The organism is Blattabacterium cuenoti (assembly GCF_014252015.1).
Lineage (GTDB): Bacteria > Bacteroidota > Bacteroidia > Flavobacteriales > Blattabacteriaceae > Blattabacterium > Blattabacterium cuenoti_U.
The window spans coordinates 145200-171660 of sequence record NZ_CP059206.1 but is presented as its reverse complement, the minus strand read 5'-3'; the positions used below and the strand labels follow the sequence as shown (position 1 = coordinate 171660).

The following is a 26461-nucleotide window of genomic DNA, read 5'->3' as shown; positions in this document are numbered from 1 at the left end:
ATTCTTTATTTCAAAAATACTCTTTTATTTCCTTTCACAATATTACCAAGAATAAAAGGGTTCTCTCCTAAAAGATGAAGTTTATTTAGAATAGAATCTTTTTCTTTAAAAGAAACGACTATAATCATTCCTACTCCCATATTAAAAGTATTCCACATTTTATGTTCTGACAGATTTCCATTTTTTTGAATGTAATTAAAAACAGGTTGAATAGAAATCTTTTTTTTTTTAACTATAGCCGATAAATTTTCTGGAAGAATTCGATACAGATTATCTGATATTCCTCCTCCAGTAATATGAGCTAATCCGTGAATAAAAAATTCTTTTAATAAAGCATGAATAGTAAAATGATAAATCCGAGTTGGAATTAAAAGAGTTTCATAAAACGGTTTTCCTTGAAAAGATTTGGTAAAATCTTCTGTAGAAAAAATATTTCTAATTACAGAAAAACCATTACTATGCACACCTGAAGAAGGAAGTCCTATTAAAATATCTCCTTCTTGAATTAATTTTTTACCATCTATAAGATTATTTTTTTCCACAATACCTACACAAAATCCAGCTATATCATAGTCTTTATTTTTATAAATTCCAGGCATTTCTGCCGTTTCACCTCCGATAAGACAGGTGTTCGTTTTTTGGCAAGAAATAGCAATCCCTTCTACAATTTTTTCTACAATAGTAGAATCTAATTTTCCACAAGCTAAATAGTCTAAAAAAAATAAAGGAATAGCTCCATGACATAAAACATCATTTGCACACATTGCAAAACAATCTTCTCCAATTACATCATATTTTTTACAGTCTATAGCTAAACGTAATTTGGTTCCTACTCCGTCAACTCCAGATACTAAAATAGGTTCCTTATATCCACATTCATATATTTTATAAAAACCAGAAAAATGATCTAAGGTGCTCATTACTCTATTGTTATAAGTATTTTCTATAATGTTACTAATTTTACATATGGTCATGTTACTTTTTTTCTCTTTCATATTATTTTATATTAATTAGTTTTTTTTAACTGGATAATTTCCGGTAAAACAACCAAAACAATGATGAGTACTTCCAAGTATATCTATAAAATTATCCATACTTAAAAATTCTAAACTGTCTACATTTAGAATTTTTGCTATACTTTTTTTATCAATATGATTGTATGATATAAGATCTTTTTTACTTGGAGTATCGACTCCTAAATAACATGGGCCTATAATAGGAGGAGAAGCGCTTCTAAAATGAATTTCTTTAGCTCCTGCTTTTCTTAATATGTAAACTAGTCTACGGCTAGTAGTTCCACGAACTATAGAATCATCAATAATAACAATCCGTTTTCCTTTTATTTCATCTAATATAGGATTTAATTTCAAGTTAACCATTTTTTCACGCATTTTTTGTTGGGGGAGAATAAATGATCTTCCAATATATTTATTTTTTACTAAAATAGGTTTAAAAGGGATTCCAGAAGCTTTAGAATATCCAATAGAGGCTGGAACTCCAGAGTCTGGAACTCCAATGACAACATCCGCTTCTACTGGATGTTGTTCATAAAGTTTTTCTCCACTTTTTTCACGAATTTCATAAACATTGATATTTTCAATTAAGGAATCAGGACGAGAAAAATAAATATATTCAAAAGAACATATTCTTTTTTTTGTATTTTTTCTTTCTGTAAGTAAAGAAAATTGAATTGATTTTTTATCCACAATTATAATTTCTCCAGGGAACAAATCTCTTACATAGAATCCTCCAACAGAATCAATTCCACAAGTTTCAGAACTAAATATGTAAGTTTCTTCATTCAACATTCCATAACATAAAGGACGTATTCCGTTTGGATCTCTAAATGCAGCCATTTTATTATCCATAAGTACAATCACAGAATAAGCTCCTTTAATATCTATAGTTGTTTTTTGAATTGCTTTTTCTAAACTATTACCAGATTCTGGTAAATATTTTTGTATTAAACGTAGAATAACTTCGGAATCTGAGTATTCAGATATGAAATTGATACCTTTAGATTCCAATTTTTTACGAATATATTGAGCATTAACTAAGTTTCCATTATGTACTATAGATATAGTACTTTTTCCATAGGAATCTTCTCCAAAAAAAGGTTGAATATTTTTTTTACTTTGTCCTCCTTCTGTAGAATAACGAGTATGTCCAATTACAGCATTTCCATGATAACATTCAGAATTAGATATTTTTCTAAAAAAATCTAAAACAAGTCCTTCGCTTTTATGTGATATAATAAAACCATCTTGCAAAACAGAAAAACCACAAGCTTCTTGTCCTCTATGTTGTAATGCAAATAAACCAAATTGAACTAAAGAAAAAGTGTCTATTTTATAAGGGGAATAAATACCAAAAACACCACATTCATCATGAAATTTATCGAAATCATTATTTTCCAAAATAGAAGGGAATAATTGATCTATCATTTTTTTGGAAAAAAAATATCTTTTTTCCATTATTTTAATGGATTAACTTACATTTAATCTTTTTAAGATCTCCATATATATGTCAAATACTTCTTCTTTTTCTTTTAATCCCGTTCTAAATGGATCTTTGTCCAATTTTTTCATTGTTTTTTTATCCCAAAAGCGACAAGTATCTGGACTTATTTCATCGGAAAGTAAAATATTGTTTTTATAATCCTTACCAAATTCTATTTTAAAATCCACCAATATAATATTTTTCTCCAAAAAAAATTTTTTGATAATATGGTTAATTTTCGATGTTATGTTATAAATGGTACTTAATTCTTCGTAAGAAATAATTTCTAGAAATACTGCATGATGATCATTAATTAAGGGATCTTTTAACTTATCATTTTTATAAAATATTTCAAAAATAGGACTGGAAAGAGAAATTCCTTCTTTTACTCCCAAACGTTTAGACATACTTCCCGCAACAATATTACGAACAACAAATTCTATAGGAATTATATTTACTCTGTGACATAATTGTTCTCTATTGTTTATTTTTCGTATAAAATGAGTTTGAATTCCACAAGAATTCAAAAACTGAAAAATCAATGTAGTTATTTCATTATTTAAAATTCCTTTGTCCTGCAAAAAATTTTTTTTTACCCCATCTAAAGCAGTTAGACAATCTTTATGATGAATTAATACTTCAAGTGGATTGTTGGTTATATATATCTTTTTTGTTTTTCCTTCTGATAAAAGATCTTTTTTAATTGTGCAGCTCATGGTAATAAATGTTGCTTGATTTCAGATATTAATTTTTCTTTTTTTTTCATTCTAAATTTTAGCAATAATTTTCTTATATCTTGATATTTTATAGCTAAAATATGAATGGCAAATAAAGCTGCATTATAGGAATTATTTATCCCTACTGTAGCAACGGGAACATCTTTTGGCATTTGTACCATAGAAAAAAGGGCATCTATACCTCCTAAAGATCCATAGTTATTATTGCAATAAATAGGGACTCCTATAACAGGTAAAACTGTTTTAGAAGAAATAAATCCAGGTAAATGAGCGGATAATCCAGCTCCTGCAATAATTACATCTGTACCTTCAGATTCTATTTCTTTTATAGTTTTTGATAAAATATCTGGTAATCGATGTGCAGAAATTACATAAGATTTATAACTTATGTTAAATTGTTTGAGTAGTTCCACTGTTATTTTCATAACTGATTTATCAGAAATACTTCCAAGAAATATAGCCACTTTCATAATTTATTTATAATTTTTATAAAAAATATTGTACTGCATTTTTAAAAATAGAATGCTCATGCATATTAGGAATATTTTTTAATAATCCAGAATCATAACGTTCTGGATGAGTCATTCTACCATAAATTTTACCATTTTCACTTAATAATCCCTCAATGGCTTCAACAGATCCATTAGGATTATATAATCTATCTAAACTAGGTTTTCCTTCTATATCTACATATTGTGTGGCAATTTGATTTTTATTCAATAAAATATTTATTGTTTCTTTGCTTGCATAAAATCTTCCTTCACTATGAGATATGGGAAGTGTATATATTTTATTTTTCATACCATTTAGCCATGGAGAATGATCCGAAATTACTTTAATATGAACACATTGGGATATATGTTTTTCTATTTTATTGTAGGTTAATGTAGGAGAATTATAATTTCTTAAACCAATCTTCCCATAAGGTAATAATCCAGATTTAATTAGTCCTTGAAAACCATTACAAATTCCTAAAATTAATCCATCTTTATCAAGAAAATATTTAATAGCATCTTGAATATATGGATTGTGTAATATAGATACAATAAATTTAGCAGATCCATCTGGTTCATCTCCAGCACTAAAACCTCCACAAAGCATAAATATTTGAACGGATTCTATATACTTTTTAAAATAAAATATAGATTCTACAATATCTTTATCCGATTGATTTTTAAAAACAAAAGTATTTACTATAGATCCTTCTTTTTCAAATGCACGAATTGATTCAAATTCACTATTTGTACCAGGAAATATAGGAATAAATACACGAGGTTTTCCTTTTTTTCTAAATTTGCATTTCCATATGACAGAATGATAACTTTCTTTTTTTTTAATTTTTTCTATTTTGTTAATATTAATATTATTTTCTTCTTCATTAAAAGAAAAAATAGGATAAAAAGTTTTTACCCAATTTTTTATACATTCATCTATATCAATGAATATTCCATTAAAATTTAAATGCTTAGAAGAAATAATTTCTCCTATTGGAATAAAATTATCTTCTGAAATGGAAGATGAAGATTCGATAATTAAGGAACCTATGTTAGTTTCAAGTAAATGATCTTTATAATCAATAACTGCTCCTAAACGATTTCCAAAAGACATCTTGGCAATAGCAACAGAAATGCCTCCATCTTTCACCGTTTTTACCGAAACAATTTTTCCAGAACAAATTCCTTCATAAACTTGGTCATAGGCTTTTTTTATGGAATTAAAATCTGGCATTTCATTTTTTAATGAATTGTGATAATACAAATAGATTTTATTCCCTACTTTTTTAAATTCAGGAGATATTATATTGAAACACAAACCTGTAGATACACCAAAAGCGATAAATGTTGGAGGAACATGTAAATTTTTATATGTTCCAGACATAGAATCTTTACCTCCTATAGAAGCTAATTCTAACGACATTTGAGCATGATAAGCTCCTAATAAAGCAGAAAAAGGTTTCCCCCAATTTTCTGGATTATTACCCAATTTTCGATAATATTCTTGAAAACTAAAATAAGTATTTCTATAATTCCCTCCCATAGAAACAATTTTGGAAATACATTCAATAATAGCATAAGCACCTCCATGAAAAGGACTCCAAACAGAAACTTCAGGATGAAATCCCCAAGAAACTAAACTAACTGTATTTGTATTTCCTCTAAAAACAGGAATTTTTTGTGCACTTCCTTCAGATGGAGTCATTTGATATTTTCCTCCAAAAGGCATTAAAACTGTAGTGCCACCTACAGTACTATCAAACATCTCTATTAAACTTTTTTGAGAAGCTATATTTAATTTAGAAAGAGTATTTAAAAATGTTTTTTTGCTAAAGAATATTTTTTTTGATTTATTAAAAGGGGAAACTGAAATAGGAGAATTCACACGAACGGATTTTTCTTTATGAGATCCTTTTGTGTTCAAAAAATCACTTTTTACATTAAAAATTTCTTTTTTTTTGTAATAAAAAATAATACGTTTGTTATCAGTTATTTCACCTATAGGTACAGACATAATATTTTCTTCATGAGCTAAATGAATAAATTTTTTAACATCTTTGGAGTCTAATATTACAGCCATACGTTCTTGAGATTCAGAAAGGGCAATTTCTATAGCTTCTATATTATCTGCATTTTCTACTAGTGGTATTTTGTCTAAATCAAGGACTAAACTATCACTTAATTCTCCTATAGCAACTGCAGCTCCTCCTGCTCCGAAATCATTACATTTTTTTATCAAAGAAATAACTTCTTTTTTTCTAAAAAATCTTTGAATTTTTCTTTCTATTATTGGATCTCCTTTTTGTTGAATATTATTTTTTAAATCCGGATGATGTGCTCTAGAAGAATCTATAGCACCTCCAATCCCTTCTTTTTTTGTCAATCCTCCAATTAACAAAATGATATCCCCTTTTTTAGGTTTATCCTGTTTTACAAAATCAACAGGAACTGCTCCAACAACCATCCCTATTTCCATTCTTTTAGCTCTATATCCTTCATGATAAATTTCGTTTACATGGGTAGTTGCTAATCCTATTTGATTTCCATAAGAACTATAACCACGAGCTGATTCAAAACAAATTTTATGTTGTGGTAATTTTCCATTAAAAGTTTTTGAATGGGTAGGATCAGCAGCCCCACTTAACCTAATTCCCTGATAAACAAACGCTCTACCTGATAAAGGATCACGAATGGCTCCTCCTACACAAGTAGAAGCTCCTTCAAAAGGATAAATTTCAGTAGGATGATTGTGAGTTTCATTTTTAAATAATAAATACCATTTTTCTTTTTTTTTACTTTCTACGAAATCTACATTTACCATCATCATACATGCATTATGTTCATTTGATAAAACATAATTATTCAATTTTCCCTTCCTATAAAGAATTTTAGCAGGAAGACAGGATAAATCCATAAGATTTATAGGAAATTTGGATATCCCTATTAAATCTCTATCTTTTAAATACTTTTTAAAAATACTTTGATATGTTTTTTTCAATGATCCATCAAAAGATATATTGACTAATGAGGTAAAAAACGTTGTATGACGACAATGATCAGACCAGTAAACATCGAATATACGTAATTCTCCTAATGTTGGATTACGCTTTTCTTTAAAAAAATATTTCTGTATAAATAGCAAATCATTAATATCCATAGAAAAATTCCATCTATTATGGAATCTAGTTATTTCTTCAAGAGAAAAATTAATGAAATTATCTATAATTTTGGTTTCATTTTTTTTGTTTTTTATATTTAAGCATGACTTTATATAAAATTTTTTAATTTTATATAAATCCTGTTTATTTTTAATACCAATTAATTCAATTAATTGGCCAGTCTTTACAAAAACTTTGGGATATTTAGGGTCTAGAACTTTTATGCATTGTATAGCTGCATGAGCTCTATCATCATATTTTTCTGGAAAATATTCTATATATGAAGTATTCAAATGTATTTTTCTATGCAAAATATCTGTAACAGGATCTACAAAAACTTTTGATAAACTTTCTGAAAAAAGTTTTTCATTTATATTAAATAAATCATATATATGATAAATAATTACATTGGATAATGAAATATTCATACTTTCCAATTCCTTATGCAATTTTCTAGAATCAATATCAAAAGGCCTTTTTTTTTGTATATAAATTCTAAAATTCATTATGGTATTAAACTTGTCTATCCATATTAGATATATCAGAATCAATTAAATGATGAAAACGATTTAATATGGGATTGATTCTTGTATCAAGAAATTCTAAAGTTTGATCTGAAGAAAATCCTGTAAGATTTTTAGGGTTTAAAATTTGATTCATTTTTTTTTCATGAATTGGTATTTTTTTATCATGTAAAATACGTTTAATGAAATCATTTTCCTTTCCTTCTAATCTAATTTTAGCGTTAGTTGCTATAGAATGAACTCGGATTCTTTCATGAATATCCTGTCTATCTGATCCGTTTTTTACACATTCTACAATAATATGTTCAGTAATTAAAAAAGGAAGTTCTTCTTTTATATGTTTATCAATAATTTTAGGATATACGACAATATTCTCTAATATATTATTCCAAATCATTAAAATAGAATCTACGGCTAAAAATGATTGCCCTATAACCAATCTTCTGTTTGCAGAATCGTCTAAAGTACGTTCCAGCCATTGAGTCGCTGCAACTAAGGCTGAACTATTGGATAAAGAAATTACATATTTAGCTAAAGAGGCCATACGTTCACTACGTATTGGATTCCGTTTATAAGCCATAGCACTAGATCCAATTTGTTCTTTTTCAAAAGGTTCTTCCATTTCTTTTAAATTTTGTAACAAACGCAAATCGTTACTAAATTTGTGAGAAGATTGAGATATATTGGATAATAAATTTAATATTTGAGCATCAACTTTTCTATCGTAAGTTTGTCCTGTTATAGGAAAAATATTTTGAAATCTGAATTTATCAGATAATTTTTTTTCTAAATTTTTTACTTTTTGCAAATCTCCATCAAATAATTCTTTGAAACTATCTGATGAACCTACAGTTCCTTTAACTCCCCTAAAATGAAGATTTTTCAATCTAAATTCTAATTCTTCGAAATCTAAAAGTAAACTTTGTAACCATAGAGCAGAACGTTTTCCTACAGTGGTGAGTTGAGCTGGTTGATAATGTGTGAAAGCTAAAGTAGGAATATTATGATATTCTAAAGTAAAATTTCTGATACGAAAAATTACATTAATCAATTTCTTCAATAAAATTTCCAATCCATCACGAATTAAAATAATATCCGTATTATCTCCTAAAAACGCGCTTGTGGCACCTAAATGAATAATAGGTCTAGCTATAGTAGCTTTTTCTCCAAAAGCATACAAATGTGCCATTACATCATGTCTAAATTTTTTTTCATAAAAGTTTACTCTATCCCAATCAATGTCATGTAAATGATTTTTCAAATCATAGATTTGTTCATTACTAATGTTTAATCCTAATTCTTTTTGAATTTCAGCTAGATATAACCACAATTTTCTCCAAATAAGAAACTTTTTTTTTGGAGAAAAATTATATAACATTTCTTTGCTACTATATCGTTCTACTAAAGGATTTTTATATTTTTCCACACGAAAAATCTTTTTAATTCTAAGTAAAAATTTTTAAAAATAAAGATTTATTTTTAATTATGTTCTGATTTCTTTCAGAACCTACAGAAATTAACAGAGTTTCTAAATTCAGATAATCTTCAATAAATTTAATATATTTTTTACAATTTTTTGGTAAATCTTTATACTCATGAATATGAGATATGTCTTGTTTCCATCCAGGTAGATCTATATAAACTCCTTTTACATTTTTTTTTATATTGGCTGGAAAATATTGAATAATTTCACCATCACATTTATATTTTACACATATTTTAATAATTTCTAGTTCACTTAAAACATCTAGTTTTGTAATAACTAAATTATTAATACCATTAATCATACAAGAATATTTAAGAGCTATTAAATCCAACCATCCACATCGTCTGGGACGTTTAGTTGTTGCTCCATATTCATTTCCTTTTTTACGTATTATATCACAAATTTCATTTCCTATCTCTGTAGGAAAAGGACCAAACCCCACTCGAGTACAATATGCTTTTGTTATTCCTATAAAATTTTTTAAAAAGTTAGTAGGAATTCCAGCTCCTGTACATACACCTCCTGTGGAGGTAGAAGAAGTGGTTACATATGGATATGTTCCATAGTTTATATCTAACAACATAGCTTGAGCTCCTTCAAATAGAATTTTTTTTTTGTTATGAAAAGCATCATGAATTTCATAAACAGCGTCTATAATCCGATTAGATAATATCTTTGCATATTCTATATATTCTTCATAAATAGATTGAAAAGAAATAGGTTCTCTATGAAAAATTTTTGTAAAAATTTTGTTCTTAAGATCAATATTGTATTTTAATTTTTCATAAAAAATTTTTAAATCCAATAAATCCAAAACACGAATTCCTATGCGAGCGATTTTATCTTCATAAGTAGGACCAATCCCTTTATGTGTAGTTCCAATTGATTTATCTCCTAAAGCTTCTTCTTGATATTGATCTAATAAACGATGATAAGGCATAGTCACATGAGCTCTTTTTGCTAAAAAAACTTGATGTGTATTGATTTCCATTGATTCTAAATTTTGTATTTCTTGTATCAAAGACTTAGGATCAATTACTACTCCAGGACCAACAATACATTTGACTCCAGAATAAATAACACCAGAAGGAACTAAATGGAGAATAAAATGACGATTTTTAATATGAATAGAATGACCCGAATTATTTCCTCCTTGATAGCGGATTACATAATCTGAATTTTTAGCAAGTAAATCTGTAATTTTTCCTTTCCCCTCGTCGCCCCATTGGAGACCAACAATGACATTTGAAGGCATGATTGTGTATTTTGACATTGATTAGCAAAGTTAATTCTTATAAACATATAATAAAAAACATTTCAATCTATTTTTTTTTTAATTTTAAAATTTCGTTTGATATGCTGATAAGCTAATTTTGTAGTTTTTCTTCCCCTAGGTGTTCTAATTAAGTATCCTTCTTGAATAAGAAAAGGTTCATAAACTTCTTCTATGGTATCAGAGTTTTCGCTCACAGCTGTTGCTATAGTATTGATTCCAACAGGTCCACCTTTAAAATAATCTATAATATAAGAAAGAATTCTATTGTCCATTTCATCTAATCCATGTTTATCTACATTAAGGTATTGCAATCCCAAATTGCATATATTAATATCAATGGTTCCATTTCCTTTAATTTGTGCAAAATCACGAATTCTACGTAATAAAGCATTGGCGATACGTGGAGTTCCACGACTCCTGTTAGCTATTTCATAAGAAGCTTCTTCCGTTATTGGAATATTTAGTAATTTTGCACTACGATTTACAATATTTTTTAATAATTCTTTTTCATAGTAACTAAGACGTAAATTAATACCAAATCTAGAACGCATAGGAGCTGTTAGTAAACCGGATCTCGTAGTTGCTCCTATTAAAGTGAAAGGAGATAAATCAATTTGTACTGATCTAGCATTAGATCCAGAATCTATGATAATATCTATTTTATAATTTTCCATAGCTGAATACAAATACTCCTCAACTATTGGAGAAAGACGATGAATTTCATCAATAAAAATTACATCGTTCATTTTTAAATGAATTAATAAGCCTGCTAAATCTCCAGGTTTATCTAAAACGGATCCTGAAGTAACAGAAATATTCACACATAATTCATTAGCCACAATATGTGCCAGTGTTGTTTTTCCTAATCCAGGAGGTCCATGAAACAAAATATGATCTAAGGCTTCTTTTCTTTTTTTAGCAGCCTGAATAAAAACTATTAGATTTTCCAATATTTCATGTTGTCCTACAAAATCTTTAATTTTTTTGGGATTCAAAGATCCTTCTAAAAAAGAAGACATATATACGTTTTAATGTTCAAATTAAAAATAAACTATATATCCAATAAATAATACAAAATTCCAAGACTTTAAAAAATTTAAAATAGTATAATCTGTTAAATCAAATTGAATAGGAACAATAGATATATATCCATTTTTTAGTGCCCATTCATCGGTATCTTCCTTTTCATCCAAATTAATAAAATCTCCTACTAACCAATAATAAGTTCTTCCTTTAGGATTAGAACGTTTTTCAAAACTTTCTTTCCATTTAGACCCTGCTTGTCTGCATATTTTAATTCCTTTTATTTGCTCCTTTTTTAATTTAGGAATGTTAACATTTAAACTGATTGTTTTTTTATAAATAGGATTATAAAGAATTTTTTTTACAATTTGACATACATATTTTTTTGACGGTTCAAAATCTGCATTCCAATCAAAATCTAAAAGAGAAAATCCTACAGCAGGAATTCCCTCTATATTTGCTTCAATAACAGCAGAAACAGTTCCAGAGTACATGATATTTATAGAAGAATTTGATCCATGATTAATTCCTGATACACAAATATCAGGTTTTCTTGGAAGTATATTACTAATAGCTAATTTAACACAATCTACCGGAGTTCCAGAACATTCCCATTCTTTTTGATTGCCATTATCTATTTTAACTGAATCACAATATAATACCGTATTCATTGTTATCGCATGTCCTATTCCAGATTGAGGTTTATTTGGAGCCACTACATACACATCTCCTAAAAGATTCATAGAATGAACAAGGGCTCTAATACCTGGAGCTATAATCCCATCATCATTTGTAACTAAAATAATTGGTTTATTACTCATTTTATATTGGCTAAAATAGCTATTTATATATAATTTTACTAATATTTTTTAACAGCATAATGGTGAATTTTAAAATAAAAAAACTCAATGATATTAAATATATAATAATTGGTTTATTTCTTATTTTTTCATTAAGTTTTTGTTCTCCATTAGGAGAACAGGAAAAACATCGTATAGTACTCAAAACAATATATAAGACACTTTATTTTTTACATATAAATCCTATTTCTATAGACAATAATTTTTCTCAAAAAGTATATAATAAATATTTTGAAAAATTAGATAATCAAAAACGTTTTTTTTTACAAAAAGATGTGGAAGATCTTTCTTTATATAAAGAAAAAATAGATGATCTTTGGGTTCATGGAGATCCCACTTTTTTTAATATTATTATAAAACGTTTTTTTAAAAGAGTAAAAGAAGTAGAATTTATATGTTTCCAAATATTAAAAACATCTTTTGATTTTAATAAAAAAGAAGTGTATGTATTTGAACAACAAAAACTTTATTATCCTAAAAATAAAGAAGAATGTATTGAAAAATGGAGGAAATACTTAAAATATTTGACTTTATTAGAGATCATCACTAATGAAAATCAAAGAAAAACTCCTTTTGTAAACCAAAATAAAATTTGGAAAAATGCGTTTTTTAAAAAAGAAAAAAAATCAAGAAAAAAAGTGGAAGAATATATTAAGGAATATTTCAGAAAATTAAAAATAAAAAAAGAAACCGATTGGTTTTCAATGTATGTTAATACTATAACTTCTCAATATGATCCTCATACTAATTATTTTTCTCCTAAAGAAAAAGAAATTTTTGATTTAAATATATCTGGACAAACAGAAGGAATAGGTGTTCAATTACAAGATGATAAAGGATACCCCACCGTTGTGAAAATCATTACTAATGGTCCTGCATGGAAAAACAAAAAAATAGAAATAGGAGACAAAATTATACGAGTAGCAGAAAACGTTAATTCAGAATCAAAAAACATCGTTGGGATGTTGTTAGAAAATTCAATCCGTTTAATAAGAGGAAAAAAAGGGAGTAAGATTAAACTTACTATTCAGAAAAAAAATGGATCTATAGAAGAAGTTATCCTCACTAGAGATATAATTGAAAAAAAAGAAATTTTTGCAAAAAGTGTTATAATTTTGGATAAAAACCAAGATAAATATGGTTTGATCTGTTTGCCTGAATTTTATTTTAATCCTGAAAATAAAAATGGAAGAAATGCAGCTAAAGATGTAAAAAAAATCATTAAAAAACTAAAAGAAGAAAATATAAAAGGAATTTTGATAGACGTTAGAAATAACGTAGGGGGATCTTTAGATACTGTAATAGAAATTGCTGGTTTCTTTTTAGGTAAAGTTCCTATAGTCCAAATAGGAAACCCTCATGGTAAAAAAAAACTACTTAAAAGTTATGAAAATAAAATTCTATGGAAAGGGCCTCTTGTTATTCTTGTAAATGAATTATCTGCTTCTGCTTCTGAAATTCTCGCTGCTGCCATAGCAGATTATAAAAGAGGAATTATAGTTGGAAGTGCTCAAACATATGGAAAAGGAACTGTGCAAACTGTTTATCCATTAAATAGATTTTTATTATCTAATGAAAAGTTAGGCGCTTTAAAACTTACCGTAAATAAATTTTATCGTGTAAATGGAAGTTCTACTCAATTAAAGGGAGTGAATTCAGATATAGTTATTCCAAGTAATACAACAAGTCTATTTTTAAAATTTATGGAAAAAAATCAAAATAATCCCATGAAATGGGATTATACCGATCCTATTCCTTATCTACATTATTATTATAATAATTTAGAAAATATTAAATATAAAAGTATAAAACGTTTGAAAAAAAATAAGGATTTTATTACTATTTATAATAAAATACAATCATTAGAAAATAAATTTTCAAAAAAAAAACAATTTTCTTTAAATTGGAAAGAATTTTATTATGAAAATTTAAAAATAAAAAGAAAAAACGAAAACTTAAAAAATTTAAGAAACTATTTAAATATATATGGATTACGAGCTTTTCCAGCTTATTACAAAATTATAGGAGATGCAAATGATGAAGAACAAAAAAAATGGAAAAAAAATTTGGTAAAAGATTTTTATATAGCAGAATGTATTAATATATTACAAGATTTTAATGAAAACCCATAATAGGTTTGTAAACTTTTGCAACATCAGCTATTGCATCGTTTTCTTTTAAATGAATTAATCTAACTCCTTGAGTTGTTCTTCCCATAATTCTTATATCTGATATAGAAATGCGTATAATAATTCCTGATTTTTTAATAATCATCAAATCATCTTGATCTGTAACATATTTTATGGAAATTAAATTTCCTGTTTTTTGAGTTATATTTATTGTTTTAATTCCTTTTCCACCACGATTGGTAATACGATAATCTTTTATATGGGATCTTTTTCCAAACCCTTTTTCAGAAACTACTAATAAATGTCCTTTTTCTTTTTCTTCTACACATATCATCCCAATAACCATATCTTTTTTATTTGTATGAATTCCTATAACTCCAGAAGAAGTCCTTCCAGTTGAACGAACTTTATTTTCTGGAAAACGAATAATCCTTCCACTTTTAACAGCAATAAAAACATGACTATTCCCCTTAGTAAGAATAGCTTCCAACAAAGAATCTCCTTTACGAATAACAACAGCCTTGATCCCATATTTTCTAGGACGAGAATAGTTTTCTAAAGACGTTTTTTTAATAATCCCTTTTTGCGTAATCATCATTACATAATAATCTTTAACATACTTTTTATTAGTAAGATCTCCAGTTAGTATATAAGCATTAACTTTATCATCTTGTTGAAGATGAATAATATTTTGTATTGCTCTTCCTTTAGAAATTTTAGATCCTTCTGGAATCTCATATACTCTTAGCCAAAAACATTTTCCTTTTTCTGTAAAAAAAAGTAAATATTGATGATTGGTAGCTATAAGTAAATGTTTGAAAAAATCTGATTCTCTAGCAGTAGCCCCTCTATTTCCTACTCCTCCTCTTCCTTGACGTCTGTATTCTGATAAGGATGTTCTTTTAATATAACCAGCATGGGAAATAGTAAGAACCACCTGTTCATTTTCAATTAAATCTTCTATGTTTACTTTATCTCCTGAATAATCTATTTGTGTACGACGTGGATCTTCGTACTTTTTTTTGATGTATAAAAGTTCTTCTTTAATAATTTGAGTTCTCGAAGAATGCTGTTCCAAAACATTTTTTAAAAATTTCATTTTTTCAACAAGGTCGTCATATTCTTTTTTCAATTTATTAATTTCCAAAGATGTAAGACTTTGTAATTTCATCTCTAAAATAGATTTAGATTGATCTTTTGAAATTTCAAATTTTCGAATCAATCTATTACAAGCTTCATTATGATTTTGGGAATCTTGAATTAATTGAATCATAATATCTAAATGATCCAATATTTTTAGAAAACCCAACAAAATATGAACACGATTTTGACACTTTTTTAGTTCGTATTTAGTACGGCGAATAATAACATTATGTCTATGATCAATAAAATGTTGAATAAGATTTTTAATATTTAGTTGAACAGGTTTTCCATTAACTAAAGCTATGTTGTTTACATTAAAATAAGTTTGCAAAGAAGTATATTGAAATAATTTATTCAATAATATATTAGGATTTATATTTTGTTTCAAAATGTATACTATACGTAATCCATTTCTATCCGATTCATCACGAATCTGATATATTCCATCCATTTTTCCTTCTTTCATCAATTCTACAGTTCTAGAAATCATATCCGCTTTATTGACTTGGTAAGGAATTTCATCTACAATAATACATTGTCTCCCATGAATTTCTTCTAAATGTACTTTTGCACGTAAAATAATACGTCCTTTACCGGTAAGAAAAGCGTTTTTAACACCATCATATCCGTAAATGATTCCACCTGTAGGAAAATCAGGAGCTTTTATATATTTCATGATTTCTTCTATAGATAATTCGTTATCATCTATATAAGCGAAAATAGCATTTATAGTCTCTTTTAAATTGTGAGGTGGAATATTAGTAGCCATTCCAACTGCAATCCCAGAAGATCCATTTATTAAAAGATTGGGAATACGTGTAGGTAAAACGGTTGGTTCTACCAAAGAATCATCAAAATTTAATTGCATTTCCACAGTTTCCTTTTTAATATCCAACAACATTTCTTCAGAAATCTTTTTCATTCTCACTTCTGTATAACGCATAGCTGCCGGAGGATCTGCATCCAGTGATCCAAAATTTCCCTGTCCGTCTATTAACGGATAACGTAATGTCCATTTTTGAGTCATACGAACCATAGTATCATAAACAGATATGTCTCCATGCGGATGATATTTTCCCAATACTTCTCCAACAATACGAGCAGATTTTTTATAAGAACTGTTAGAAACAATTCCTAATTGGTACATTCCATAAAGAACTCTTCTATGTACAGGTTTTAATCCATCTCTGGCATCAGGAAGTGCTCTGGATACAATAACAGACATTGAATAATCTATGTAAGATGATTTCATTTCATCTTCAATATTAATAGAAATCAATTTTTCTCCTTCACTTTCATTCATTTTTTTTTTTTTTTTGAAAATATTAATTAGTGAATTAAAAATTTAGTTTAAAAAACTTTCCTTAATTAAGGAATACGGAACTTGACAATTATATGAACATTTTCCTATTTCTTTTAATAAAGAAAATTGAATTTTATTTTTTTCATTTTTTTTGTCATGTTCCATAATCAACAATAATTTATTAATTTCTAAATCAGAAATTTTATTTTTTATTGGATATAATGCAGAAAGCGTAGATCTAATTTCCTCATAATCATATAAAGATAATCCATTAATTTTACAAGAAATCCATGATTCATAGATCATTCCCATAGTTACCGCAATTCCATGCAGTATATTATTTACATTCATAAAATAACTTTCTAAAGCATGTCCAATAGTATGTCCAAAATTAAGAATTTTTCTTAATCCTTTTTCTTTAGGATCTTGATTGACTATTTTTTGTTTAATTAATACAGAATTATGAATTAAGTTCTTACATTCGTTTTCATTTTGAATAAAACCTATTTGTATTTGATTCATTTTTTTCCAAAAATTTTTATCGGCTATCAATCCATGTTTTAACATTTCAGCCATACCAGAAAAAATTTCTTTATTCGGAAGAGTTTTTAAAAAATGAGTATCGATAACTAAAAATTCTGGAACATAAAAAGATCCTATTTCATTTTTTATAGAATCTAAATTCACACCTGTTTTGTTCCCTATAGCTGCATCAACCATTCCTAATAAAGTTGTAGGAATATTAATAAAACGAATACCTCTTTTAAATATAGAAGCTACAAAACCTCCAATATCTGTTATCACTCCCCCTCCTAAATTTAGGATCAAACTTTTTCTAGTTGCTTTAAATTTTTCTAGATTTTTACATATTTGAATACATGTATAAATATTTTTTTCTTTTTCCCCTGATTTGATCTTAATAACATTAGATTTTTTTAAAAAATCTATTTTCTTAAAAATAACGGGAAGACAATGTATGTGAGTAATCTCATCTACTAGGATAAATATATTTTTTATAGAATCTACCTGATGAAGTAAATAATTTCGGAGCACATCATAAGCTTCTTCATTAAAGTATATAAATTCTCCTTTGTTTATCATTTTCATGAATTTAGCTTCGTGTAACAAATAACAAAATTAAACCAATTTTTTTATTAATCAATAAAATAAAATATTTGGTATAACCAAAAAATGATAAAAATAAAACCTATTATGAAGAAAAATATATTAGGAATCCATCCTAAAATATTAATAAATTTAAATAAACATTCCATAATAAATTATGAGTTTTTTTTTCATAATATAGTAAATATGAAAATAAATATTTTTATTTTCTAGTTTTTATAAAAAATGGAAATATTTAACTTTGACTTTCATTGTGATTTTTGTAAAATGTCAGATATTTGGGATTTTTTCCAACATTTGTTTAATCCTAGATGGATATTTTTATATTTCGGAAATACAGCTTTATTTATTCTCTTAGCTATTGTTTTTGCGGAAACAGGATTTTTTATTGGTTTTTTTTTACCTGGAGATTCTTTATTATTCACTGCTGGAATTTTTGGGGAAGATTTATGCAAAAATTTTTATAATGTTCCTTTTGTTGTCATCATTTTAATTGTAGCAGTAATGGCGATTCTTGGTAATATGCAAGGATACTGGTTAGGATATAAATCAGGAAAACTGTTGTATGAAAAAAGGGATTCCTTTTTTTTTAAGAAAAAACATTTAATTTTAGCAAAACTGTTTTACAATAAATATAAAACAACTGCTCTTATTATGAGTCGTTTTCTACCCATGTTTCGTACTTTTGCTCCTATTGTAGCAGGTGCCATTCGCATAGATTTCAAAAAATTTATGATATATAACATTATTGGAGCGCTTGCTTGGACTTTTTCTATCATGTTAGCTGGACATTATTTAGATAAAAGTTTTCCGGAATTAAAAAATCATCTTGAATGGATTATTTTATTAATTGTATTAATTACAACTTTACCAATTTTTTTAAAAATGAAAATAAGCAAAAGTAAAAAGTTAAATTTTTTATAATTTTTTAGATTTCTGGATTCTTTTATCACAAAAAAATTCCTGTATAATAGCTTTACACTGACTTTTCATAATTCCAGATATGAATTCTGTTTTAGGATGTAATTTGTTTCCAGCATAGATAAATCCTCTTTTTGATGGATTAGATGCTCCACAAACGACTCTTCCTATTTGAGCCCAAAACAAAGCTCCAGCACACATAACACAGGGTTCTAGGGTTACATATAATGTACATTTATTTATATATTTTTTTTTCAAAAAATTTGATGCTAAATTGATAACTAACATTTCTGCGTGTGCTGTAATATTACATAAAGTTTCAGTTAAATTATGTGCTTTTGCTATAACTATATTCTGATATGTAATTGCAGCACCTATAGGAATTTCATTTTTATGAAAAGCGATAAAAGCTTCATCTAAAGCTATTTTCATAAAATAAAAATCTAAAGACATTTTATTTTTTATCTTCTTTTTCTTTTCCTTCGTTACTTTCTTCTTCAGTACCTTTTATAGTTGTACGTGAATTTTTTACACTTGCTATTAGTGTATGAGAAGGATGTAATATAGTATATTGATCATTATATAAATCCTCTACTATGATTCTATCTCCAATGTCTAAAGAATTAATATTTAGTTTAATATATTCTGGTATATCAGATGGATATGCTTTTACTCTTAATTTTCTAACAGAAGAATTATATTCTCCTCCTTTTGTTACTCCAATAGGTCTACCAAATGATTTTACGGGTATTTCTAATATAATAGGTTTTAATTTTTCAATTTTATAAAAATCTACATGTAGTATTTTATCATTAACAGGATCAAATTGTATTTCCTTTTGAATTGCATTTATACTTTGATCATATCCTTCTATTTTAAGTACAATACCATATACTTCTGTAGTATATACTATTTTCCTTAAACTTTCTAATGAAGTAGAAAATGGAATATTTATATTTTTTCCATATAAAATACATGGGATTCTTCCAGAATCTCGAATGGAACGAACTGCTTTTTCCCCAATATTTCTCATATAACCGTATATATTTACATATTTCATATTATATTATAAATTTATTACTAATAGACTCATCTTTATGTACTGATTGCATCACTTCCGCAAAAAGTGGAGCGCAAGATAAAACTTTAATTTTATCATTAGATTTCATTTGATTTATGGGAATCGTATCTGTAACTACCAATTCTTCAATAGCTGATTGATGAATTTTTTCATATGAATTTCCTGATAATACAGGATGAGTAGCTATAGCACGTACACTTTTAGCTCCTTGTTTTTTAATTAAATTAGCAGCTTCTGTTAAAGTTCCGGCCGTATCTACCATATCATCTATGAGTATAATGTTTTTTTCTTGTACATTTCCTATAAGATTCATAAACTCTATTTCATTTGCTTTTTTTCTTTCTTTATAACAGATTACTACATCTGTTCCCAAATAACCTGCATAGCTTCTAGCTCTTTTAGCTCCTCCCATATCTGGAGAAGCAATGGTCAACTGATCAATGTTTAATCTTTTAATATAATCGATAAATATTCTAGATGCATATAAATGATCTACAGGAATATCAAAAAATCCTTGAATTTGATCTGCATGTAAATCCATGGTCATAACCTTAGTAGCTCCTGAAGCTACTATTAAATTAGCTATAAGCTTTGCTGCAATAGGTGTTCTAGGTTGATCTTTATGATCTTGTCTCGCCCATCCAAAATACGGAATAACAAGTGTTATATTGTAAGCGGAAGCCCTACGAGCTGCATCGCACATTAATAATAATTCCATTAAATTATCTACTGGAGGAAAAGTAGATCCAATTAAAAATACTTGAGTTCCACGAACAGATTGTTCAAAACAAGGAGTATATTCTCCATCACTAAATTCTAAAAACCGTACTTTACCAAGAAAATTTCCATAATAATAAGCTATATTTTCTGACAATTTCAATCCGCTTCTTGTAGAAAAGAAGAGTACCTTTTGATTCATAGTTATTTTTTTATGCAAAAATACTCTTTAAATTAAAAAATAAATAAAATAAATACATATTGAAAAGTTATGAAACAATATTTAAATTTATTAAAAAATATATTAGAAAAAGGAGTCAAAAGAAAAGATCGTACTGGGATAGGAACAATAAGCATGTTTGGATATCAAATGAGATTTGACTTAGAAAAAGGTTTTCCTCTTTTAACCACTAAAAAATTAAATATACGATCTATTATTTATGAACTATTATGGTTTTTGAAAGGTGATACTAACATTCAGTTTTTAAAAAAAAACCAAGTTTATATTTGGAATAAGTGGGCGGATAAAAATGGAGAATTAGGTCCTATATATGGATATCAATGGAGAAAATGGCCAACCTACGATGGCCATTTGATTGATCAAATAGTTAATATCATAAGAGAAATCAAATTAAATCCTAATTCTAGACGTTTAATAGTATCTTCTTGGAATGTAGGAATGATTCAAGATATGGCATTACCTCCTTGCCATTTATTATTTCAATTTTATGTATATAAAAAAAAATTATCATTACTTTTATATCAAAGAAGCGCAGATATTTTTATAGGATTACCATTTAATATTGCTTCTTATGCTTTATTACTTACTATGTTAGCTCAAGTTCTTGATCTTCAAGAAAAAGAACTCATTCACACTATAGGTGATGCTCATATTTATAATAATCATATTAAACAAATAAAACTACAAATGAAAAGAACTCCAAGAACACTTCCTAAAATAATAATCAATTCTTCTGTTAAAAACATTTTTCAATTTCGTTTTGAAGATTTTCAATTAAAAAATTATAATCCTTTTCCTCATATAAAGGGAGAGGTTGCCGTTTAAAAATACATCTTATTTTCTTTCTAATAACCAATTTTTGAAAACATTAAAATCATTGGATAAGGGAATACTTTGATTTTTATTTTTTGTGTTTAAAAAGACTTCTAATTCTTTAGGAAAGAGTATCTTTTTTTGTAAAGAAAATGGCATATGATCTAAAAATTTAATAGGATGAGCGGTTTCCAAAAAAACCGATGGTTCTGAAACATTATTAACTTTTTGTAAATATTGTCTAAGTCCTAAATAACCTATGGCTCCATGTGGATCAAGCATGTATTGATATTCGGACCATATCATTTTTATACTTGCTAAAGTTTCTTCATCCGTGAATTTGTAGGAATATAATTTTTTTCTTAATTGAAAGATATTTTTATGATATAAATGCCATATTCTAGAAAAATTGCTTGGATCAGATATATCCATAGCATTTGATATAGTTTTTTTTACCGGAAGAGGATGATATTTTGTAGATTTTAAAAATCTAGGTATAGTATCATTAATATTTGTAGATGCAATAAAAAATTTTATAGGTAACCCCATTTTTTCAGCCATCATTCCTGCACAAAGATTTCCAAAATTTCCACTAGGAACTGAAAAAATTAACTCTATCGGATTTTTTATAATCATTTGTCTGTAAGCTAAAAAGTAATAAAACATTTGAGGGAGCCATCTTCCTATATTAATAGAATTTGCAGAAGTTAATGTATATTTTTTGTTCACTTCTTTATCTAAAAAAGCTTTTTTCACCATGCTCTGACAATCATCAAAACTTCCGTGTATTTCTAAAGCTAATATATTATCTCCCAATGAAGTAATTTGTTTTTTTTGTACAGAACTGATTCCATTATATGGATATAAAATAATGACTTCTATTCCAGGTTTTTGATGAAATCCTTTAGCGACAGCTCCCCCGGTATCTCCTGAAGTGGCAACTAAAACTGTAATACTTTTTCCTAATTTTTTAGAAAAAAAACTTAAACATCCTGCCATAAATTTAGCTCCAACATCTTTAAAAGCTAAAGTAGGTCCATGAAAAAGCTCTAATACGTGAATATTATCATGTATTTTTTTCATTGGAAAAGAAAAATTTAAAGTATCATGAATGATTTTATCAATAAATTCTTCTGGGATATATTTTCCGATATATGGCTTTATAATCAACATAGCAAGCGTATAAATGTCATGAAACGGAAGTTTACGAATAAATTTTGTATCTAATTTAGGAATGCATTTAGGCATATATAATCCACCATCAGGTGATAAACCAGTTAAAACAGCATCTTCGAAAGAAACTAAGTTTTTATAATTTTTCAAACTATAATACAACATAACATATTAATTATTTTTTAGAATCTTATTATTTTACAATATTTCAGCCCACCTGATTCCTTGTCTATTGATAGGAGAAGTATAAGTTTTATAATCTACTTTTAAAGGAGAATATACTTTATTCATAATTTCAGTGACTTTTTTTGCAGTATGATTTCCTTTGCTAAGCATGAAAACAGAAGGACCTGAACCAGAAATTCCCCCACCTAAAGCCCCTATTTCTTTACATCTTATTTTTAATTCATAAAAAGCTGGAATAAGCACAGCTCGTATAGGTTCCACTATAACATCTTCCAAGGATCTACTTATTAAACCATAATCTTCTTGATATAAACCTGCTACTAATGCACCTATATTTCCCCATTGTCTAATAGCATCTGTCATCAATATTTTTTGTTTTAGGATTTCTCTAGCATCTGATGTTTTGACTTCTATTTGTGGATGTATAATACTAATCCATAATTCATTGGGAACGTTCAATTTAGTAATATCCAATGGTTTATAACTTCTAACTAATGTAACTCCTCCCATGATAGCAGGAGCAACATTATCAGCATGGGCCGTTCCACTTGCCACACGTTCTCCTTCCATAGCAAAACGTATTAATTGTATAGTGCTAAAAGGATTTCCTAATAGTTTATTAGCTCCATAAACAATCCCTGCAGCACTAGCTGCACTAGACCCTATACCGCTTCCAGGATGAATATTTTTAATTAACTCAATTTCAAATCCTATTTTTTTTTCATTATCAAATCTTTGTTCTTGTTGATATTTTTTTAATAAAAATTGTAAAGCGACAAAAGCTACGTTTTTTTTTGGATCATTAGGTAGCGGGGATCCATCCATTCGATGGATACGTATTCCTGGATAATTAGATTTATATAAAAAAATTTCATCTTTAGGAAAATCTAAAGCCAATCCAATAACATCAAACCCACAAGCCAAATTAGCTACAGTAGCTGGTGCAAATATTTTAACTCCCTTCATGATTTTTATTTAGTAGCTTTAATAATATCTGAAAAAACTCCGGATGCAGTAACTTCTGCTCCAGCACCTGCTCCTTTTATGATGAGAGGTTGTTCAGCATAACGATACGTGTTATATAAAACCATATTATCTTTTCCTTCTAATTGAAAAAATGGATGAATCTGTTTAACAGATTCTAGTCCAACATAAGCAACCCCATTTTCATAACGTGCAATAAAACGTAAACGTTTCTTCTCTTCTTCTGCTTTACTTCTGATTTTAAAAAAGTAATCTCTATGTCGGTCTAATTCTTTATAAAAATTATCTATGGAAGTAGAATTTGAACAAGTTTCCGGAAGAAAAGATTTCTGATGAATATCACTCAATTCTAATGGGGCACCACATTCTCTTGCTAAAATTAGAATCTTTCGCATAACATCTAACCCACTTAAATCAATTCTAGGATCAGGTTCTGTGTACCCTTTTAGTTGTGCTTCTTTTACTACTTCTAAAAAGGATTTTTCTCCTACAAAATGATTAAATATAAAATTTAAACTTCCTGATAATACAGCTTCTATTTTATTAATTTTATCTCCACTATTAATTAGATCATTTAGTGTACTAATAACTGGAAGACTAGCCCCTACATTTGTTTCGAACAAAAATGGAGCTTTGAAATGTCTAGAAAGTATTTTTAATTTTTTATAATGATCATAATCGGAGGAACAAGCTATTTTATTACAAGTAATAACCCCTATTCCATTTTTCAAAAATTTATCATAAGTCATGGCCATTTCTTCACTAGCTGTATTATCAACAAATAAACTATTCCTTAGATTAAATTTCCATACTTCCTCCATAAAGGAATATATATTCATCTTAATACTTCTTTGGTTCAGATATTTTTCCCAATCATTTAAATTGATTCCATGATCATTGAAATACATTTTTTTACTGTTAGCCAACCCGATTACTCTAACTTGAAGTTTTAATTCTTCCAATAGATAATTTTGTTGTTGGTCTATTTGTTCAAGTAATTTACTTCCTACTTTTCCCACTCCACAAATGAAAAGATTAATTTGTTTTGGTGGGCTTTCAAAAAAAGCTTCATGTAAAGTATTTAATGCTTTTTTAAAATCTGTTTTTCTAATAACAGCTGATATATTTTTTTCAGTAGAACCTTGGGCTATAGCTCTAACATTAATACTATTTCTTCCTAAAGAAGCAAACATTTTTCCACTGGTTCCATGAAGATTTTTCATATTATCTCCTACTACAGCGATTATACAAAGATCTTTTTCTATTCTTAATGGATCTATACGTCTTTGATGTATTTCTTGAGCAAATTCGCTATCTATTACCGTTTTTGCTTTGATAACATCTGTTTCATGAATTCCTGTTGTTATCGAATGTTCTGAAGAGCTTTGAGTTATAAATATTACATTTATTTTTTCACGTGACAACGCTTCAAATAAACGTTTAGAATACCCAGGAATTCCTACCATTCCACTTCCTTCTAAAGTAAGTAAAGCCATATCTTGAATTCCAGATATACCAGTGACAGGTTGACTTATATTCGTGTTTTTATTAATATAAATTAAAGTACCTGGATCTAAAGGAGAAAAAGTATTTTTAATTTGTATAGGAATATGTTTTTTCATAGCAGGTTGAATCGTAGGAGGATAAATAACTTTTGCTCCAAAATGTGATAATTCCATAGCTTCTTCATAAGAAATTTCTTTTATAGGAAAAGCTTGATTTACAATTTTTGGATTTGCTGTCATCATTCCACTTACATCCGTCCATATTTCAAGTAAACTAGCAGATATAGCAGCAGCTAAAATAGCCGCAGTATAATCAGAGCCACCCCTTCCAAGAGTAGTTGTTTCGTTTTCTAACGTAGAACCTATAAATCCTGGTAAAACAACATATTCTGATGTTTTTTCACGAAAAAACTGAACGATATGGTGATTACTTGTGATAAAATCTACTTGTGCACATCCAAATTGAGAATCGGTTATAATCAAGTCTCTACTATCTTTACAAACTGCATCTAAACCAGATTGTTTCAGTTTTTCTGCAATAAGAAAAGAAGAACTTAACTCTCCAAAACTCATAATTTTATCTAAAGAACGTTTTGAAAGTTCTTCTACTTGAAAAATTCCATCACATAAACTTTCTAAATCATTTATATTTTTTTTAATCCAACTAATTAAATGACTTTGATAGGTTATAGGAAATAATTCTCTTATAATATTAAGATGTCTAATTTCTATTTCTTCTAATATATTTTTATAAATATTTTTTCTTTCAGAAGCTAATTGCCCGCATTGTATTAACTGATCCGTAATATTTCCTAATGCAGATACAACAATTGCATATCTTCCTTTTGGTTTTTTTTCTAATAAAGAACCAATACGTTTTATAGCATCAGAATGAGCCACGGAACTACCCCCAAATTTTAAAACTTGCATTTTTTAATTATTTTTTAAAACAATTTTCCCATTATTAAAGATGTTCACAAAAATAATGATAATTTATGGAGACGTGCTTTTTTTATTTTTTATAAGTTTTTTTATTTTATATAAAATAAAGTTAACTAGATGTAGTCTGCAATTTTTTTTAAA

20 protein-coding genes are annotated in these 26461 nt (G+C 27.4%); 3 read left to right on the top strand and 17 right to left on the bottom strand.

The genetic code is table 11. From position 1 onward, the window contains the following. Window positions 1–5: 5 nt before the first annotated feature. The 9 genes from purM to surE form a co-directional block, all read right to left on the bottom strand. Complete coding sequence (gene purM, locus H0H50_RS00785; RefSeq protein WP_185867278.1) at window positions 6–995, bottom strand: phosphoribosylformylglycinamidine cyclo-ligase; 990 nt, start codon at window positions 993–995, stop codon at window positions 6–8. Between the two features lie 15 nt (window positions 996–1010). Beyond that, on the bottom strand, window positions 1011–2474 hold the full coding sequence (gene purF / locus H0H50_RS00780) for an amidophosphoribosyltransferase (RefSeq protein ID WP_394798964.1): 1464 nt from the start codon (window positions 2472–2474) through the stop codon (window positions 1011–1013). 12 nt (window positions 2475–2486) lie between these two features. Next, window positions 2487–3215 carry a phosphoribosylaminoimidazolesuccinocarboxamide synthase gene (gene purC, locus H0H50_RS00775; protein WP_185867277.1) on the bottom strand — a complete coding sequence of 243 codons (729 nt, stop codon included), beginning with the start codon at window positions 3213–3215 and terminating at the stop codon, window positions 2487–2489. Further along, the gene (gene purE, locus H0H50_RS00770) at window positions 3212–3706 is read right to left on the bottom strand and encodes a 5-(carboxyamino)imidazole ribonucleotide mutase (protein ID WP_185867276.1); all 495 of its coding nucleotides are present in this window, start codon (window positions 3704–3706) and stop codon (window positions 3212–3214) included. The genes purC and purE overlap by 4 nt, the downstream gene beginning before the upstream one ends. A 16-nt stretch (window positions 3707–3722) precedes the next feature. Next, the gene (locus tag H0H50_RS00765; protein ID WP_185867275.1) at window positions 3723–7394 is read right to left on the bottom strand and encodes a phosphoribosylformylglycinamidine synthase; all 3672 of its coding nucleotides are present in this window, start codon (window positions 7392–7394) and stop codon (window positions 3723–3725) included. Between the two features lie 7 nt (window positions 7395–7401). Continuing rightward, the gene (gene purB, locus H0H50_RS00760; protein ID WP_185867274.1) at window positions 7402–8838 is read right to left on the bottom strand and encodes an adenylosuccinate lyase; all 1437 of its coding nucleotides are present in this window, start codon (window positions 8836–8838) and stop codon (window positions 7402–7404) included. A 19-nt stretch (window positions 8839–8857) separates the two neighbouring features. Beyond that, window positions 8858–10153, bottom strand: coding sequence for an adenylosuccinate synthase (locus H0H50_RS00755; protein WP_185867414.1), 1296 nt, complete (start codon window positions 10151–10153; stop codon window positions 8858–8860). A 62-nt stretch (window positions 10154–10215) separates the two neighbouring features. Beyond that, window positions 10216–11193, bottom strand: coding sequence for a Holliday junction branch migration DNA helicase RuvB (gene ruvB, locus H0H50_RS00750; protein ID WP_185867273.1), 978 nt, complete (start codon window positions 11191–11193; stop codon window positions 10216–10218). A 21-nt stretch (window positions 11194–11214) separates the two neighbouring features. Continuing rightward, window positions 11215–12018, bottom strand: coding sequence for a 5'/3'-nucleotidase SurE (gene surE / locus H0H50_RS00745; RefSeq protein WP_185867272.1), 804 nt, complete (start codon window positions 12016–12018; stop codon window positions 11215–11217). A 59-nt stretch (window positions 12019–12077) separates the two neighbouring features. On the opposite strand from surE, the gene H0H50_RS00740 reads away from it, so the two are divergent. After that, window positions 12078–14189, top strand: coding sequence for a carboxy terminal-processing peptidase (locus tag H0H50_RS00740; RefSeq protein WP_185867271.1), 2112 nt, complete (start codon window positions 12078–12080; stop codon window positions 14187–14189). On the opposite strand, the gene gyrA is transcribed toward H0H50_RS00740, so the two are convergent. Continuing rightward, window positions 14173–16632, bottom strand: a complete 2460-nt coding sequence (gyrA, locus tag H0H50_RS00735) for a DNA gyrase subunit A (RefSeq protein ID WP_185867270.1) — start codon at window positions 16630–16632, stop codon at window positions 14173–14175. The two genes, H0H50_RS00740 and gyrA, sit on opposite strands and share 17 nt — an antisense overlap. Before the next feature lie 42 nt (window positions 16633–16674). Then, a complete protein-coding gene (gene aroB / locus H0H50_RS00730) occupies window positions 16675–17739 on the bottom strand; it encodes a 3-dehydroquinate synthase (RefSeq protein ID WP_185867269.1) in 1065 nt (354 codons plus the stop codon). Between the two features lie 285 nt (window positions 17740–18024). On the opposite strand from aroB, the gene H0H50_RS00725 reads away from it, so the two are divergent. Then, the gene (locus H0H50_RS00725; RefSeq protein ID WP_185867413.1) at window positions 18025–18681 is read left to right on the top strand and encodes a DedA family protein; all 657 of its coding nucleotides are present in this window, start codon (window positions 18025–18027) and stop codon (window positions 18679–18681) included. On the opposite strand, the gene H0H50_RS00720 is transcribed toward H0H50_RS00725, so the two are convergent. Genes H0H50_RS00720 through H0H50_RS00710 form a run of 3 tightly spaced genes read right to left on the bottom strand, consistent with a single transcriptional unit; the run spans window position 18676 to window position 20678 of the window. Further along, complete coding sequence (locus H0H50_RS00720; protein ID WP_394798966.1) at window positions 18676–19110, bottom strand: nucleoside deaminase; 435 nt, start codon at window positions 19108–19110, stop codon at window positions 18676–18678. The two genes, H0H50_RS00725 and H0H50_RS00720, sit on opposite strands and share 6 nt — an antisense overlap. Window positions 19111–19132: 22 nt before the next feature. Then, entirely contained in the window at window positions 19133–19738 is a 606-nt protein-coding gene (locus H0H50_RS00715) for a 50S ribosomal protein L25 (protein ID WP_185867267.1), read from the bottom strand. A gap of 1 nt (window position 19739) precedes the next feature. Beyond that, a complete protein-coding gene (locus H0H50_RS00710) occupies window positions 19740–20678 on the bottom strand; it encodes a ribose-phosphate diphosphokinase (protein ID WP_185867266.1) in 939 nt (312 codons plus the stop codon). Window positions 20679–20747: 69 nt separating this feature from the next. Between H0H50_RS00710 and H0H50_RS00705 the strand changes: the two genes are divergently transcribed. Next, window positions 20748–21542, top strand: a complete 795-nt coding sequence (locus H0H50_RS00705; protein WP_185867265.1) for a thymidylate synthase — start codon at window positions 20748–20750, stop codon at window positions 21540–21542. 9 nt (window positions 21543–21551) lie between these two features. Here H0H50_RS00705 and thrC read toward each other — a convergent pair whose 3' ends face one another. The 3 genes from thrC to thrA are packed head-to-tail and all read right to left on the bottom strand — an operon-like array spanning window position 21552 to window position 26308. Beyond that, window positions 21552–22868, bottom strand: coding sequence for a threonine synthase (thrC, locus tag H0H50_RS00700; RefSeq protein WP_185867264.1), 1317 nt, complete (start codon window positions 22866–22868; stop codon window positions 21552–21554). Window positions 22869–22901: 33 nt separating this feature from the next. Then, entirely contained in the window at window positions 22902–23855 is a 954-nt protein-coding gene (locus H0H50_RS00695) for a homoserine kinase (protein ID WP_185867263.1), read from the bottom strand. Between the two features lie 5 nt (window positions 23856–23860). Then, window positions 23861–26308 carry a bifunctional aspartate kinase/homoserine dehydrogenase I gene (gene thrA, locus H0H50_RS00690; protein ID WP_185867262.1) on the bottom strand — a complete coding sequence of 816 codons (2448 nt, stop codon included), beginning with the start codon at window positions 26306–26308 and terminating at the stop codon, window positions 23861–23863. Window positions 26309–26461: the final 153 nt, after the last annotated feature.

Excerpts from the sequence above, each read along its gene's own strand:
- aroB (WP_185867269.1), bottom strand. The coding sequence starts at position 17,739 with ATGAAAATGATAAACAAAGGAGAATTTATATACTTTAATGAAGAAGCT.
- thrA (WP_185867262.1), bottom strand. The coding sequence starts at position 26,308 with ATGCAAGTTTTAAAATTTGGGGGTAGTTCCGTGGCTCATTCTGATGCT.
- H0H50_RS00720 (WP_394798966.1), bottom strand. The coding sequence starts at position 19,110 with ATGAAAATAGCTTTAGATGAAGCTTTTATCGCTTTTCATAAAAATGAA.
- surE (WP_185867272.1), bottom strand. The coding sequence starts at position 12,018 with ATGAGTAATAAACCAATTATTTTAGTTACAAATGATGATGGGATTATA.
- H0H50_RS00695 (WP_185867263.1), bottom strand. The coding sequence starts at position 23,855 with ATGAAGGGAGTTAAAATATTTGCACCAGCTACTGTAGCTAATTTGGCT.
- thrC (WP_185867264.1), bottom strand. The coding sequence starts at position 22,868 with ATGTTGTATTATAGTTTGAAAAATTATAAAAACTTAGTTTCTTTCGAA.
- ruvB (WP_185867273.1), bottom strand. The coding sequence starts at position 11,193 with ATGTCTTCTTTTTTAGAAGGATCTTTGAATCCCAAAAAAATTAAAGAT.
- H0H50_RS00765 (WP_185867275.1), bottom strand. The coding sequence starts at position 7,394 with ATGAATTTTAGAATTTATATACAAAAAAAAAGGCCTTTTGATATTGAT.
- H0H50_RS00755 (WP_185867414.1), bottom strand. The coding sequence starts at position 10,153 with ATGCCTTCAAATGTCATTGTTGGTCTCCAATGGGGCGACGAGGGGAAA.
- purM (WP_185867278.1), bottom strand. The coding sequence starts at position 995 with ATGAAAGAGAAAAAAAGTAACATGACCATATGTAAAATTAGTAACATT.
- gyrA (WP_185867270.1), bottom strand. The coding sequence starts at position 16,632 with ATGAATGAAAGTGAAGGAGAAAAATTGATTTCTATTAATATTGAAGAT.
- H0H50_RS00710 (WP_185867266.1), bottom strand. The coding sequence starts at position 20,678 with ATGAATCAAAAGGTACTCTTCTTTTCTACAAGAAGCGGATTGAAATTG.
- H0H50_RS00725 (WP_185867413.1), top strand. The coding sequence starts at position 18,025 with ATGTCAGATATTTGGGATTTTTTCCAACATTTGTTTAATCCTAGATGG.
- H0H50_RS00705 (WP_185867265.1), top strand. The coding sequence starts at position 20,748 with ATGAAACAATATTTAAATTTATTAAAAAATATATTAGAAAAAGGAGTC.
- purE (WP_185867276.1), bottom strand. The coding sequence starts at position 3,706 with ATGAAAGTGGCTATATTTCTTGGAAGTATTTCTGATAAATCAGTTATG.
- H0H50_RS00740 (WP_185867271.1), top strand. The coding sequence starts at position 12,078 with ATGGTGAATTTTAAAATAAAAAAACTCAATGATATTAAATATATAATA.
- H0H50_RS00715 (WP_185867267.1), bottom strand. The coding sequence starts at position 19,738 with ATGAAATATGTAAATATATACGGTTATATGAGAAATATTGGGGAAAAA.
- purC (WP_185867277.1), bottom strand. The coding sequence starts at position 3,215 with ATGAGCTGCACAATTAAAAAAGATCTTTTATCAGAAGGAAAAACAAAA.
- purF (WP_394798964.1), bottom strand. The coding sequence starts at position 2,474 with ATGGAAAAAAGATATTTTTTTTCCAAAAAAATGATAGATCAATTATTC.